We start from the raw sequence: 14,264 nt of genomic DNA on the forward strand, positions 1-14,264 counted from the left end.
CAATCAGTGGGGATTTAACAAAGTTTAGGGGTTTAATTCCCCCCTCTTGACAGGCAGCAAGTATGTTAGGCTGGGTCTAAATCCCCTACGCATTACTTAATTACGAATTACGAACGCGAGTGCGTGCCGGAGGCTCTATTACGAATTACGAATTATTTAAAATATCCCAAAAAAAGCATCATCTAATTCATAACCCAGCATTTGGGCCATAGACTTCAGCCGTGATAGGCTGGGGATATCCTGCTGTTTTAGCCAATCACCTAAAATAAAGATTTTGTGCATCAAAAATATTTCTAAGGCTTCAGGATTGTACTGAATGCCTTCTTGGGAACTGAACTGGTGTGGTACAAGCATGGCGGCATAACGAGCGAATTCCCCAGCTTTCCAATCTAGTAAAAATGGCAACCAAGGGTATTTGGCATCTAAGCGCACAAACCACAGCCGCACTTCTGGAATTTCTGATAGTTCTCGTGGATCACCCGGTTCGAGATCGTAATTGATATCAAAGCGTAGCTGCTGTTCATGGGACGCCACCCCATCTTGCAGCAGTTGTTCAATCACCGTTGACGCAGGCGACAGATCCAGATTGTTAATGAAGTCGTTATTGAGTGCGATCGCAATTGTCATTGATTCAGCAGCCACTTTCTTGATGCTCAAGTGTAGGATCGAGGATCTACAGTAGCAGCTTTCAGGGATTGACGCTAGATCGACTTTCAGTAGCACAAAGTCTTCTTGACGAATCAATTAGTATTTACTGATACCAATTGTCTCTAAACTTGCATTTAATATGTACTCTTTATCCCTTGGCGTACTTGGGAAAGACAACGCTTGACCCAAAGTGGACATTTACAGCCATTTTAAGTTAAAGTTGTAATGAGTTTGTTTTAGATTAAGGTCTGAAAAAATAGCCGCCAACAAGCAAAAAAAATCATTATCGCCACCTGTGACTTCCACAGCATCAAAAGCCAAAACACAAGTACAGGTAAAAGAGCGGTGTGCAACATCATTGCATATATTAATTAACCAATAAACATTTAGATGGGAAAATTCCCTCAACAGTTAACAAGCTGTAATATGCAAAAACAAACAATTTCTACAAGACCAATTCGTTCTCTAGAAGATGCGCTTGATCGGTGTCAAATCCTGGGTATGCGCGTCAGTCGTCAGCGTCGCTTTATTCTGGAATTACTTTGGCAAGCAAATGAACATCTTTCTGCCAGAGAGATTTACGATCGCTTAAACCTACAAGGTAAAGAGATCGGTCACACTTCTGTTTATCAAAATTTAGAAGCATTATCGAGTCAAAACATCATTGAGTGTATTGAACGTTGTGATGGGCGTTTATACGGCAATATCAGTGACTCTCACAGTCATGTCAACTGTATAGATACAAATCAAATTCTCGATGTTCATGTGGAACTGCCAGAAGATTTTATCCGCAAAATAGAAGAACAAACAGGAGTGCGGATTACTGAGTACAGTATAAACTTTTTTGGCTACCGTAACCCGCAGGAAGGCTAACAGTCATTTGTCATTTGTCATTTGTCATTTGTCATTTGTCATTTGTCATTTGTCATTTGTCATTGGTCATTTGTCATTTGTCATTGGTCATTTGTCATTGGTCATTTGTCATTGATCATTTGTCATTTGTCATTGGTCATTTGTCATTTGTCATTTGTCATTGGTCATTTGTCATTTGTCATTTGTCATTGGTTATTTCTCCCCCTGCTCCCTCATCCCCCTCATCTCCCTCATCCCCCACTCCCTACTCCCCAATGGAGTTATTGCCAAAAACTGTCTCATCATCATCATCATCATCATATAAATCTACTGGTAAAATCGTGCCTTCGGAGCTTTCAATTAGTCCGATCGCAGGGGTCTTTTTCCAATTAGCATCTGTGTTTGCTGTGATTTTTACGGTCTTCAAGAAGGGCTGCTGCGATGCCTGCGGCGGTAAACTACGCAAATGTTTCTGTCTTTGAAACGACTCTTTGGAGAACAAAGCACCATTATCAGCGGCCAATTTTTTGTCAGTCTCAGTGAGAATGGCATCAAATAAACAGGCGTTGCTAAGATTCGCTGAATTAAGATTTGTCCCCATAAGGTTTGCCTGTTGCAGGTTTGCGCCTGTAAGGTTCGCCTCTTGGAGGTTTGCACCTGCGAGGTTCGCCTGTTGCAGGTTCGCGCCTGCGAGGTTCGCCTGTTGCAAATTGGCTCCAGCTAAATTCGCCCCAATTAACTCCGCATTGGATAAGTTTGTCTGCTCAAGATTTATCCCAGTTAACACCACTTGCAACAAAGAGGCTGCCGATAAGTTCAGTCCAGCCAGAGACTTGATTCGGGTTGCAAAGGCACTTTTGTGCAAAACCGTTGTCCGAGAAATTAGCACACTCAGCGCCTCTGGATAGAATTCTGCCAAATTGACTGGATTACCACAAGGCCAAAAAGGAACTTTTGTTTCTCGGTAGCAAGCACAAAGCAATAGAAACACATTCAATCCCACCGCAGCATTCACCTGCTCAACATTCACCGGGTTTTGCAGTGCGTGAAAATGAGTCAAAGCTTTGTGGGCTATGCCTTCATCTAACCAACGACCTTGACAGTAAGCACGCCAGAAAGACAAAAGACGTTGAAACAAAACTTCAAAGGAAAATTTTTGCTTTTGCTGTCCGCGCAATCCAGCGATCGCTAGTTCTTCAATTTCTTGGCTAAGTATCCCGTAACCTAGTAAATTATAAATATACTGGGCTACGCTATTGGGAGAATCAAGCCCAAAAGTGAGCGTACCATAAGCCTCATCTTGGCGCTGAGTCAGAAATTTCAGTTGGGCAGCAATAGCTTCCGCACAAAGAAATTCTCCTAACTTAATATGCGAAAACTCAACTAAACTACTTTCTGTTGCGGCTTTGCGTGAACTTTCTAAATCCCGAATTTTAAAATAAAACCCTGGTAGAGTATTAAATTCACCAGCTACATTAATTTGATGACGTTGCGAGTGTAAAATTTTTAGAGCGATCGCTTGCATCTGCTCAACTAAATCTTGGGGATGACGACCTGCGAGTAAATTAGCGATCGCTTCTGGAGTTCGGTGGATATGAGCCGATCCTGAGCGCAGTAGCATTGTCTTAATACCGCCAATTAGTGGATAGCCCAACAACCATCTACTCAGGCGATGATGAATTTCCCATAACAGAAAAGACTTTTGGTTATAAGCAGCTAACTGCAATAGTTGATCGTCTAGCAGTCCGTCGCGGTGCAAAATGCCCAACAAATGCAACATTAGGGGTTGACGGACAAGCACAGATAATTCTCTTAACTTTGATTGGCTGACAAATAAACCTGTCTGTTTTAAGAATGTAAAGAAATTTTGGGCAATGGGTAACGATTGCACTTTTGTCCACTGTTGAAACCATTGTTTGAGTTCGTCCACATCCAATGGCTGAATTATAATTCGCCTCAATAATAGCGATAATTCTGGGGCGATTTCCTGTAAAGTCCTTGAGCGACTCGTCAACACAATTTTGTGACGATGCTGAGATTGAAAGTTTAGTAATTGCTGAATGAAAATTGCTTGTCCTTTTATACCCACAGCAGAAGGGGGCAGTTCATCCAGACCATCCAGCAGCAACAGACAAGGGAGATTTTCTGGCTCTAACCAAGTTGAAAGATTAACAGGAAAGGCAGAATTTAGGGTTTCGATGAAAGTTTTGCCATATTTTACATCTCGTAACCTAATTAGTATAGGCATCCAAGTAGGGTACAATTCTTGTGCTACCTGTGCCGCCCAAAGTTGGCAAAAACTAGTTTTTCCATAACCAGGTTCCGACTCAATGACAGCGATCGTTTCTAAATCAGCTAGCTGCTGCTGCGCCCATGTCTTTAAATCAACTGGTTTAAGAGTTTTTTTATCCAAATCAGAAATACTTTCCTCTACTGGTAAGCCTTTTTGTGGCATATAGATATCCTTAAGAGCAAAGGATTCCATCAGCAAAGGCATACTCAGGTTTTGAATCAAACTTGCACGGTAATGTTCTCGGTGCAAATCAATTTTCTCAGCGACTGTAGAACCAACTTCTGGGGCGATCGCACTGTGAGAGAATGAAATCCCCAAACGGAAAAATTTTTGCAGTTGGGCTAAAGGTGCAGCATTCTCGGTGACAACTAGCAGTAAGTTCCCAGGAAGTGAGTTTACCAAACGTTGTGTTAAGAGTTGAGCTTCAGATTCCTCTGCACCATTGGCAACTAACCAAGCTATAGCAGCATTATTTATTTGTTGCACCAGTAATGAATCTGCAACCAAAGATAGTGCTTGTTCCGCTTGAGTGTCAGTCAATTTACCTGGGCTGAGAGTTTTCAGCAATCCTTGCAGTTGCGGATCTTGCAGGGTGAGTTTACCCGCGTCTTCTTTAAGTATATGTGGTTGAATAGGTATACTTGCCCGGTCTAGCCACGGTCTTTGTAGCCTTTCTTCCTGCTCTAAAATTGCTTGCAAAGCTTGGAGATAGGCAATTTGAAACGCTAGCCATGTGCCTTCGTTACGTTTTAATGGTTTTTTTTGGCTGAGGCTACGCAACAGGTTTTCTGTCAACTGCGAAATGACACTGATTTCTTCCCAAACAATACCTAAAGGCAGTTCTAAGACCTCTACTAAAGTACAGATATCAAAAGGCATCAGGCTTTTGACTTCCATATCCTGAACAATCCGGTAGGCAATACCTGCCAATTGTCCTACTGAAAATCCGCCGATTTGATTGATTGCGATATGGCGTTCTGCCAACCAGTGCCGAATACTCAGGTTCATTTAATTACACAGTGAAGGCTGCATAAGGCAATTATGATCGATTTATAAGAAGAATTCTGTACGACTGGGTAATGAATATTGGTTTAAAACCAAGCCGAATTGTGAGCGAAAAAAATTAAAATATTCTCGCCTTAAAACTCTATCCCTTTATGGGTAGAGTATTCACCAATTCTGAATTCTGAATTCTGAATTCTGACTCCTGTTTTATCAGTTTGCGAAAACAGGTAACAATGGGGAAGACAAAGTTTTGGATCAAAGCTGTTTTCTGATTGCTAAAAAACAGTGCTTCGGTAATTGAGTAGACTATGAGCGATCGCCCGATAAAATTATTGTTAATCGACCAAGACCCGATTTTTCGTCTGGGATTACGGGTAGGTCTGGAAGCAATTCCTCACCTGGAAGCGATCGCAGTGGTAGAAACTGAGACTGCTGCCTTGCAAATTTTAGCAGAAATTGCCCAAAAAGACCCTAACCAGGTAAATTTAGTGGTTTTGGAATTCGGTAATGGTCGCTCCACCACCAGTCAACAGCTAGGTTTACAATTCTGTCGGCAACTCAGAGCCTTATATCCCAACCTGCCAATTTTGCTCCTCAGTTCTGTGCAAGAACAAGGACTGCTATTGGCCGCAAAATCTGTTGGTATTAATGGCTACTGTCCCAAAGGTACACCACTTCCTGAGTTAGTCGCCGCCATGCAAGAAGTTGCAGATGGTGGTACTTATTGGTTTCAAGACACAGAAACAATAATAACTCCCCACTCCCTGTACGGGTTTAGCAATGCTAAACCCCTACTCCCCACTCCCCACTCCCCACTCCCTTTCTCCAGACTGCGAAATAATTTACGTTTGTCAGGAATTGCTCATATTGACGTTACCTTAGCCGCAGTAACAGCACAATTACAAGTTCCCGGACTACCAGTATTAGATCGAGCAATTCTAGCTGGACAGAGGCGAGAACTGCTAGCGGCTCGTTGGTTGCTAAATCGGTTGTTGGTTTCATCACCAGAAAGGCAAGAGCAAGATATTCCTACTAAACAGTCGCCTCTGACTCCTTCGTTGAGTAGCGCCATTCAACAAAGGCAAACCGTGCCACCTTTACTAAGTCCAGGAACACTAGAATCTGACTTGTTTGCATCTTGCGTTACCAAGCTTCAATTTTCTTTACAAAATGTAACAGATGTACCTTTAGAAATTGACATCTTTCGTGAAGATAAAAAACGGGAATTACTTTATCTTATCCTGCAAAAATTGGCTGAACAGTTGGATGAACTGCGTGCTTCTCAAATAGAGATAAATCAATTATATGAAGTAAGAAGTACCTTAATAAGCGATTTATGGCAAGCAGCAATTACAGATTTTTTTGGGAAATTTTCTCGGATAAAATTCGGGGAGCAAAATATAGAAATTGTTAATTTATTGTTGCGAAATACAGAAGTTGTGCAAAGAGATATTCTCAATAAAATTCCGCTATTTTGTGAATTGTATTCTTATCTAATATTTCAAACAGAATTGAATATTGATAATACCTCTTATCCAGTAGTGAGCGCTGAAGCTAAGTCCCAAGCATTAATGATTTTAGAGAACTTGTTGATTCAAGTAGCGAATGGGGTAGTGCAACCACTGCTAAATTCTTTAGCAGATGTAGAAGAGATTAAGCAAAATTTCTATGGACGCCAATTGATTTCCACAAGAGAAATTGAACGGTTTAGAAATGATTTGTCGTGGAAATATCGATTAAAAAATTATATAAATGAGCCAAAAGCAGTTTTTGAAAGTCGATACGAACTATTTGTAATTGCGCCTCGTGGCATTGCCAATACTTCAGTTTATGCTCCTCGAAATCAGGAGTTAGAAAAACTTTCTAATATTCCTTTAGTAGTGACATTGCTCCTAGAATTTAGTGATGCGATCGCACCGCGTTTAAAATCACTATTAGCTTTTGTAGGTAGCGGTATAGTCTTTATTCTTACCCAAATAGTTGGTCGCGGTTTAGGTTTAATCGGTCGTGGTATTCTTCAAGGTATTGGCAGCGTATCGTTAGTAGAAAAAAACCTGAGACGAAATAGCGATCGATCTAAGTGAGGGATGAGGGAGAAATCAATTCAAAATTCAAAATTCAAAATTCAAAATTAAAGAAAAAGACTGGAGTAGATGTAGCTTTAGCTTCCCGCAGGGTGGGACATGAGGGGAATAACCAATGACGAATGACGAATGACGAATGACGAATGACAAATGACGAATGACAAATGACAAATGACAAATGACAAATGACAAATGACAAATGACAAATGACAAATGATTTTATCGGGTTAGTAATTTCTTATGTATATGCAACTGGTCTACTCGTCGTAGGCGAGGGACTGCGTAGGCTGTTTGGTGTGAAGCCAGATTTGACCCGTAAAGTGATCCATATTGGTGCAGGGATGTGGGCTTTCGGCGTCCTGCTGCTGTTTGACCACTGGGAAATCGGAATTATCCCTTTTGCTACCTTTATCGGACTCAACTACCTGTTTTATCGCTACCGAATCATTGGCGCAATGGATACCCAGGATAGCTCACCTGGTACGGTTTATTTCGCTATCTCAGTGACGCTATTGTTCGGGCTACTGTGGCGACCAGAGGGGCCAATAGATGGCGCCGCGATCGCTGTTGCTGGGATAATGGCGATGACTTGGGGTGATGCATTGGCAGCATTAATCGGCAGGCGCTTCGGACAGCATAAATACCAAGTGGGAAATTCTGTGCGTTCCTGGGAGGGTTCAGCAGCAATGTTTATAGCAAGTACAGTAGTGATTTTCTTAGTGCTGTTGCTGCTACCTGGTTCGTCGCTGAGTCCCCTCGCAACGCCTTTAGGTTTAGGATGGGCTTTGTTGACGGCGGTGGTAACTGCTACTTTCGCAACCCTAGCAGAGGCAGTCTCACCCCACGGCACAGATAACCTCAGTGTGCCTCTAGTAGCGGCTGGGGTAGTGTGGGTAATGATGCAGGGGTTGTAAAAATATAAATTACAATACACGTAGATCAGGCTTAAGTGGATCTTTGCTGCTTGTGCTGGCGTAATTGCTCTACTATATAGTTTTCCAGTTCTTGTCTTTCTCTGTTACTGGCATTTCGTTGATAAGTTCTTCCTGTTTCTTGAACAAACTTACGTTTCTCGCTTGGAGAAGATTTGAGTTTACCTCCAGTGCCTTGCAGCTTTTGCTGTAATTCTTCCCAAGTCTTTTCACCCACATTTTCACCTAGTTTTACCAGTACCTTTGGTAGTAATATTTTTGCCTCTCTTTGAAAATCGTCTTCTGTCTCAAGAGAAACTAAATCTATATTGCTGAAGTCGATATCGATTTGAAACTTACTCATGGAATTATAGTATCCCCTCAATACTTTGGGGTAGAGAATTATTCTGGCATCCACAACCGACCAAATGGATTAGAAGAAGATTTCTCCCGAATAATGGTTCCTAAAGATGGAATATTTCCAATTCTAGTTTATTGAGAATAGCTGAGTGTGGCTTTTACTTTCTGACATAGCCAGACTCCTAAGACTGAGTGTGGCCTTCTCAGTGGCAGTGAACTTTTAAGTGATAATTCCTAGATTGTTGTAGATTTCGATGAGATTGCCATCAGGATCGCGAAAATGGGCTGTGCGAATTCCCCAGTCTGGCCGATCTTGTGGTTGAGTCACAACGATCGCATTCTGATTTTTTAGTTGCTCATAGACCTCATCCACGTTATCGACTCCGAAAATCAAGACAATTTTATCTCGATTGACAACATATGAAGGCTGTTCGATTCTTGGGACTACTTGGGCCATTAATTCTTTTTTGAACAAACCCAGCTTAAGATGTCCGGTATTAAACTCAGCATATCCGCTATCTTCATCGCCCCAATCGACATCAAATTTCAGCAGATCCCGGTAGAACAGAAAAGAATCTTTGTAGTTGGAGACAAGTAGTCTCAGGTGTGTTAGCTGAAGCTTCATATCTGTTGGGTTAGTCTACTAACTGTGAATTCTAGGTTCTGGGTGCAAAGTCGCCAGCAACTCGCTTTCAACAATTGCTAATTCATCAAGCCGTTGCATGAGAATTTCTTTGTCGAAATAAGTAGCAGCTAATACCCAATATATACCGTAGTGACGCGCTTCGGATACTATTAACCCACGATACATACAATTTACCCGTTTTGGCACGGTGATGCCTACCTTGCGGATGCTATGAACGAAATTAAGCATTCCCTGGAAAGTGAAATAGAAGCTTTTTTTGTAAACTCTTTTTAAGAAAGTATCGACGATGACCTGGAGGAAAATCCTCTAACTCTCCAAAAACTTCATACCCCAAGTGCTGATAAAATTCAGGAGCTTGGAAGCTGTAAGTAAAAACATATGCGTTTAAGCAGCCACGATTAACAGCCTCTTTCTCTGCCGCCAAAAGAAGTGCTTTTCCATATCCATAACCTCTTAACTCCTCTGCAATCCAGAGAGTACCGATATGGAACCATCCCAAGCCGATAAAACCCTCCAAGCCACCCACTACATTTTTTTCTGAATCACGAAGCAATAGAAACAGTGGCGTATATTGGTAATCTCCAATCTTGCCTACATTGAAATCGTGAAGTTGCTTGTCTACAAAATCAATTTATTTTGAGTCTGGCCGAATTTCAATTGATATTTTGTACTCAGGCATCATTGCAGGGTACCGCGTTTGATTTGTTCGCTTTCAATAGCTTCAAATAAGGCGCGAAAGTTACCTTCGCCAAAACCTTTAGCTTGGAAACGACGCTCAATAAACTCAAAGAAAAATGTCGGCTGTTCAAAAATGGGCTGGGTGAAAATTTGCAGTAGTAGGGGCGCGGTTTGTTGTGCCTCTTCGGGAGTATATTCTTGCCAGTCCACCAGAATTTCCTGTTGAGCGATCGCTTCCAGTTCTAGAGGTGATAGTGTAAGTCCTGGACGCTGTTTTAGTTGCGAGTAATAGGTTTCGGGAACTGAGAGTAAGGATAAACCACTGGCACGAAATTTAGCGATCGCACTCACAAGATTAGTCGTCCCCAAGGCAATATGTTGAATTCCTGGCCCCCGGTTGACATCGAGAAACTCCTGAATTTGGGAATTGCTGGAAGCCGGTTGATTAATTGGCAATTGGACATTACCGTTGCGCGAAACCATCACCTGGCTGTGTAAAGCAGAGCGATCGGTTTTAATTTTAAATGCTTGCTGGGGTTGAAAATCTAGAATCTTTTCGTACCAAGCGACAGCACCTTCTAATTCACCAACTGCCACATTCAGCACTACGTGATCTATGGCGGTCAAAGTATTGTCATTTGTCATTTGTCCGTTGTCATTTGTGTTAGTTACAAATGACTTTTCTATCAATGTATGAGTCAGTCCACCCCAGGCGGCAATTTTGCCACACTTGAGGAATGCTGTACCGATCTGGCGTTCCTGTATGGGTTGTAGGATTGTCGCACCGTGTTTTTCAGCTAGTGCGATCGCGCCTTCGACATCTTCGACAGCAAAAGCGACATCTGCCACACCTGGGGGATATTGACGCAGAAACTCAGCTACTGGACTTGTAGGCAACAGTGGTGAAGACAGAAAAAAGCAGACAGTACCACTTTGCACCACTTCTGTACAAGTATGAAATGAACTGATGCGATCGGCTACTACTTGAAAACCAAGGTGGTGTACAAACCAATCCCGCCATACTTTGGCGTCTTCTACATAGAAATGAACGTGATCAATTTTCATAGATACTGAAAAACCAGCATAAAAGTTTATATATTTATAAATTTTGCCTTTTTTGCTAGATTTTCACGTCCTTCCTAAGCAAGACTTATCTAGGCGTACTCTCACTTTAAAAGAACAGATGACTATCAGGTTGAATATTAATTTCCATTGGTACAGCTTGCGGTTCGGCAGAAAGGGCAAAGAAAATCGCATTGGCAGCAGTTTCAGGACTGAGCATTTTTTTCCGGTCTACTTTTAAGTTGACATTATCCCAAAAAGGAGAATCTACCCCACCAAAGTAGAATAGCGTGAACTTGATACCAAAACGCTTGAGTTCCTCTGCCATGCACTTGCTGAAACCGACAACACCAAACTTAGAAGCAGAATAAGCCGCCGCCATCGCCATCGAATGCTTGCCCAGAATTCCTACCACATTACAGATGTGACCAGATTTGCGCTTTTGCATCTCTTGGGCCGCCGCCTGAGTGGTGTAAAAGCTGCCTTTTAAGTTGACATCTAGCATCTTGTCTAAATCTGCGGGTTCCAGGCTGTTGTAAGGCTTGAGTATACCAGCACCAGCTGCATTCACCAAAATATCGATTTGACCAAACTCAGCGATCGCCTTTTCTATCAAAGTATCTACCTGTTGGGGGTCAGTAATATCGGTGGGAACGCTCAAAACTTGCCCTGGTAAATCAGCCGCCAGTGTTGTTAAACGAACCGCATCTCTCGCAGCCAATACCAAGCGGACTCCGTTAGGCGCAAGTTTGTGTATTAAAGCTGAACCAATACCACCAGTAGCACCGACAACGACAACAACTTTATCCTGCATTGGATTATTTACATTTATTTATATCTTTTTACATAATACTGAATTACAGGCTCAGGTTGTACGTAGACATCCAGAAAGTATTTACTTGGAAAGTAGCGGCTGCTCGTCAGCCCCTTCGGGGAAGTCAAAAGTCAAAAGTCACTCATTCAAAAATTTACCAAGCCCATAAATAAATTTAACGAAAAGTTTGCGCGTCCGGGTAACAGGCAGCAAAACTTTTAAAGAGAGGGGCTTGTACCTTTTTATTTCTGGTCAGATATAGCTACTTCATATTCCTTGCCACTCGACTTTAATGTAAATGTGGCAGATGATTCTAGATATTTGGTAAAACTAGAACCTAACTTTAATTTTTTGACAATTGAACTAGGGGATTCTCCGGTTATTTTTTGTAACTCTGAACCTAGCTTGGACACAGATAATTTCGTTTCGGGAGATTTTTTTTGTATATCTTGAATAATTTTTGATAGTAATTCATCTAATGTTTTTCCATTAGGAATTTCCGCAGAATCCTCTTTTTTTTCTTCCTCTTGAATACATTGTATAGATGAGTTATTTATAACAGGGATTATTTCCTCAATTTCTGGTTGTTTGGGATTATGTTTAATATTAATATTAATGTTGGATCTTTCTTGAAATAAACTAGCAATAGTCGCTAAACTGTGTAATCGAGCATTGATTGATTCCTGTTCATTTTTAATTAAATCTTGAATTTGCTCAACCACTTTTTCAAAGGATGGAACTTCTGTTGCCATTGCTAAGGAATAATAAGTTAATTTGCTAGTATTCCGGTTTTCTATATGCAAAGCTTGCCCTTGTCTACGTACCCAATAGACAATCAATCCCTGGTTTTGGAGTTCGTTACAGAGATGAATTAAAATTCCATCGCTAGAACAAACCAAGATTTCTTTAACTGTTGGATAAGAGCGTAAAATACAAGCACCAATTGCGATCATTTTTGCATCAGCGCTATTTTTACCTTCAGGCACATGGACAAGTTGATAACCACGGTTATATAGTTCAATATCTTGCTTTCCAATGCTGGGATTTCTCCAGTTAGCAAATGCAATTTTGACTTGGAGAGAATACTCACATATACTAGCTAAAAATAATTCTGAATTCACATCTAATTTTAAGTTTTCTGCATCCAAAAGTAGAAGAGAGATTCCTGTTTCTAATTGATGTTTAATTTCATTTTTTTGCTGAATTTTCAGGAGCAATTGACTGAACGCAGCAGATTCTAACCAATCAGGCGATAATATAGTTTGCAGCAGTTCTTCAGCTAATGTCAAACTACAAGATCCAAGACTTTTCTCTGTGGCTTTTTCTTCTGCCGGGTTTTTGACTAAAGGAACTTCTGTCGCTTCAGCCATAGATACTTTAGTATGTCCGTTGCTGTTAACAAGCAATTCACTTTCCAAGGAATGAGGGAATACAGACTCAAGGAATTGTTTACCACAATTTTTGCAGAGGTAATTCTGCTTGTCATTCCGACGACCATTTTTACGATATGAAGTAGATTCGCACCGGGGACATTTCATTTTGTGATTCAGGTGGTCTAGAGCAGATACTTCTCTTTCAATATATAGTCTAAAAAAATACTGTCAATGTCAGTTCGTATTGCCCAACAGAAGAAAAACTCAAAGCAAGGGGAAATAAAAAACTCCACCCACAAGGGGATGGAGTTTTTAGTCATTAGTCATTAGTAATTAGTCATTAGTACCAATGACTAATGACTAATGACGCTCATCGGCGGGGCGGCTATCCCTCTACAGACACCTGGGGATGGAGTTTCCCGCCGCTTTCTATGAAATTCAACCCCTAATTTCCGCTTGCACTATGTTGTAATTCTCTGAATAGCTAAATTAAGTAGGCAAGAATAAATCAAACCATGTTACGTAATGTAAAGTTAATTATGGGTGGAAAAATGCTGTCGGGTCATTTGACCCGACAGTATTCGGTATAAAAAAATACCGTTAAAGTCGGTTTTTATTACTCAACGAAAGGAACAACCGTATGCGAGTGAGAATTAAATTCAACTCCTGATTCCCTCTCGCAGCATATTGTAGCTCTCTAAATAGCTAGAATCAAAACACTTCAACTGACGCGGGCGAAAACGTAGTCGCGGGTGCGAGAATCCAGGGGGTTAGTAAAGATTTTATTTGTACTACCAAATTCAACCATTTGAGTAATGCGATTTTCATTACTACAAAAGAAAGCCGTAAAATCAGATAGGCGAGTAACTTGCTGCATATTGTGAGTAACCATCACAATTGTCAACTCAGAGCGCAAGTTATGGATTAGATGCTCAATTTTCATACTACCAACAGGATCAAGACCTGAACAAGGTTCATCCATCAACAGAACATTCGGTTTGACTGCTAAAGCACGGGCAATGCATAATCTTTGTTGTTGACCACCAGAAAGCTCTAAAGCAGATTTGTGCAGCTTATTTTTCACTTCATCCCAAAGTTCGGCAGCTTTGATGGCAGATTCAACGATTCCATCTAATTCTACTTTTGGATGCCATCCAACTAATTTCACCCCATAGGCAACATTATCGTAAACGCTCATGGGAAAAAGATTTGGCTTGGGAAAAACCATACTAACTTGGCGACGTAAGCGATTGATGTTAATACGACGCTCATAAATACTCTGCCCAAAAAATTCTACTTTTCCTTCAACCCTGACTTCTCCTTCTAATTCACCCATGCGATTTAACGATTTGAGAAAAGTAGACTTGCCACAACCACTAGAACCAATAATTGCCGTGACTTGGTTTTGGTAAATATCCATTGACACGCCTTCAACTATCTTTTTAGTGTCGTAATAGAAGCTGAAGTTTTTGACTCTGATGGCTGGAATTAGTTTACTCATATTCCCAAAACGTGTGAAATAAAACTTGATTAAGTAA

Annotated in this window: 12 protein-coding genes and 1 pseudogene; 3 read left to right on the top strand and 10 right to left on the bottom strand. The window is 41.1% G+C overall.

Annotated elements, in window-relative coordinates; translation table 11 throughout:
• Window positions 1-156: 156 nt before the first annotated feature.
• A complete protein-coding gene (locus V7K27_RS35315; RefSeq protein ID WP_334953552.1) occupies window positions 157-627 on the bottom strand; it encodes a CRR6 family NdhI maturation factor in 471 nt (156 codons plus the stop codon).
• A gap of 447 nt (window positions 628-1,074) precedes the next feature.
• Between V7K27_RS35315 and V7K27_RS35320 the strand changes: the two genes are divergently transcribed.
• Window positions 1,075-1,521, top strand: a complete 447-nt coding sequence (locus V7K27_RS35320; RefSeq protein ID WP_334953498.1) for a Fur family transcriptional regulator — start codon at window positions 1,075-1,077, stop codon at window positions 1,519-1,521.
• 244 nt (window positions 1,522-1,765) lie between these two features.
• Here V7K27_RS35320 and V7K27_RS35325 read toward each other — a convergent pair whose 3' ends face one another.
• Window positions 1,766-4,801: a pentapeptide repeat-containing protein gene (locus V7K27_RS35325; RefSeq protein ID WP_334953499.1), complete on the bottom strand. Its 3,036-nt coding sequence runs from the start codon at window positions 4,799-4,801 to the stop codon at window positions 1,766-1,768.
• 305 nt (window positions 4,802-5,106) lie between these two features.
• Between V7K27_RS35325 and V7K27_RS35330 the strand changes: the two genes are divergently transcribed.
• Complete coding sequence (locus tag V7K27_RS35330; RefSeq protein WP_334953500.1) at window positions 5,107-6,882, top strand: DUF3685 domain-containing protein; 1,776 nt, start codon at window positions 5,107-5,109, stop codon at window positions 6,880-6,882.
• Window positions 6,883-7,088: 206 nt separating this feature from the next.
• On the top strand, window positions 7,089-7,796 hold the full coding sequence (locus tag V7K27_RS35335) for a diacylglycerol/polyprenol kinase family protein (protein ID WP_334953501.1): 708 nt from the start codon (window positions 7,089-7,091) through the stop codon (window positions 7,794-7,796).
• A 31-nt stretch (window positions 7,797-7,827) separates the two neighbouring features.
• On the opposite strand, the gene V7K27_RS35340 is transcribed toward V7K27_RS35335, so the two are convergent.
• The 8 genes and pseudogenes from V7K27_RS35340 to V7K27_RS35375 form a co-directional block, all read right to left on the bottom strand.
• Window positions 7,828-8,157 carry a hypothetical protein gene (locus V7K27_RS35340; protein WP_334953503.1) on the bottom strand — a complete coding sequence of 110 codons (330 nt, stop codon included), beginning with the start codon at window positions 8,155-8,157 and terminating at the stop codon, window positions 7,828-7,830.
• A gap of 216 nt (window positions 8,158-8,373) precedes the next feature.
• Window positions 8,374-8,778, bottom strand: a complete 405-nt coding sequence (locus V7K27_RS35345) for a VOC family protein (protein WP_334953504.1) — start codon at window positions 8,776-8,778, stop codon at window positions 8,374-8,376.
• Between the two features lie 18 nt (window positions 8,779-8,796).
• Window positions 8,797-8,961: pseudogene (gene miaE, locus V7K27_RS35350) on the bottom strand (tRNA isopentenyl-2-thiomethyl-A-37 hydroxylase MiaE); the annotation flags it as partial.
• A gap of 58 nt (window positions 8,962-9,019) precedes the next feature.
• Window positions 9,020-9,352, bottom strand: coding sequence for a GNAT family N-acetyltransferase (locus V7K27_RS35355; RefSeq protein ID WP_334953506.1), 333 nt, complete (start codon window positions 9,350-9,352; stop codon window positions 9,020-9,022).
• Window positions 9,353-9,477: 125 nt separating this feature from the next.
• The gene (hppD, locus tag V7K27_RS35360) at window positions 9,478-10,542 is read right to left on the bottom strand and encodes a 4-hydroxyphenylpyruvate dioxygenase (RefSeq protein ID WP_334953508.1); all 1,065 of its coding nucleotides are present in this window, start codon (window positions 10,540-10,542) and stop codon (window positions 9,478-9,480) included.
• A gap of 106 nt (window positions 10,543-10,648) precedes the next feature.
• On the bottom strand, window positions 10,649-11,353 hold the full coding sequence (locus V7K27_RS35365; protein ID WP_334953509.1) for an SDR family oxidoreductase: 705 nt from the start codon (window positions 11,351-11,353) through the stop codon (window positions 10,649-10,651).
• A gap of 242 nt (window positions 11,354-11,595) precedes the next feature.
• A complete protein-coding gene (locus V7K27_RS35370; protein WP_442947676.1) occupies window positions 11,596-12,891 on the bottom strand; it encodes an IS1/IS1595 family N-terminal zinc-binding domain-containing protein in 1,296 nt (431 codons plus the stop codon).
• A gap of 556 nt (window positions 12,892-13,447) precedes the next feature.
• Complete coding sequence (locus V7K27_RS35375) at window positions 13,448-14,227, bottom strand: phosphate ABC transporter ATP-binding protein (RefSeq protein WP_334953512.1); 780 nt, start codon at window positions 14,225-14,227, stop codon at window positions 13,448-13,450.
• Window positions 14,228-14,264: the final 37 nt, after the last annotated feature.

This window comes from Nostoc sp. (assembly GCF_036919575.1).
Lineage (GTDB): Bacteria > Cyanobacteriota > Cyanobacteriia > Cyanobacteriales > Nostocaceae > Nostoc.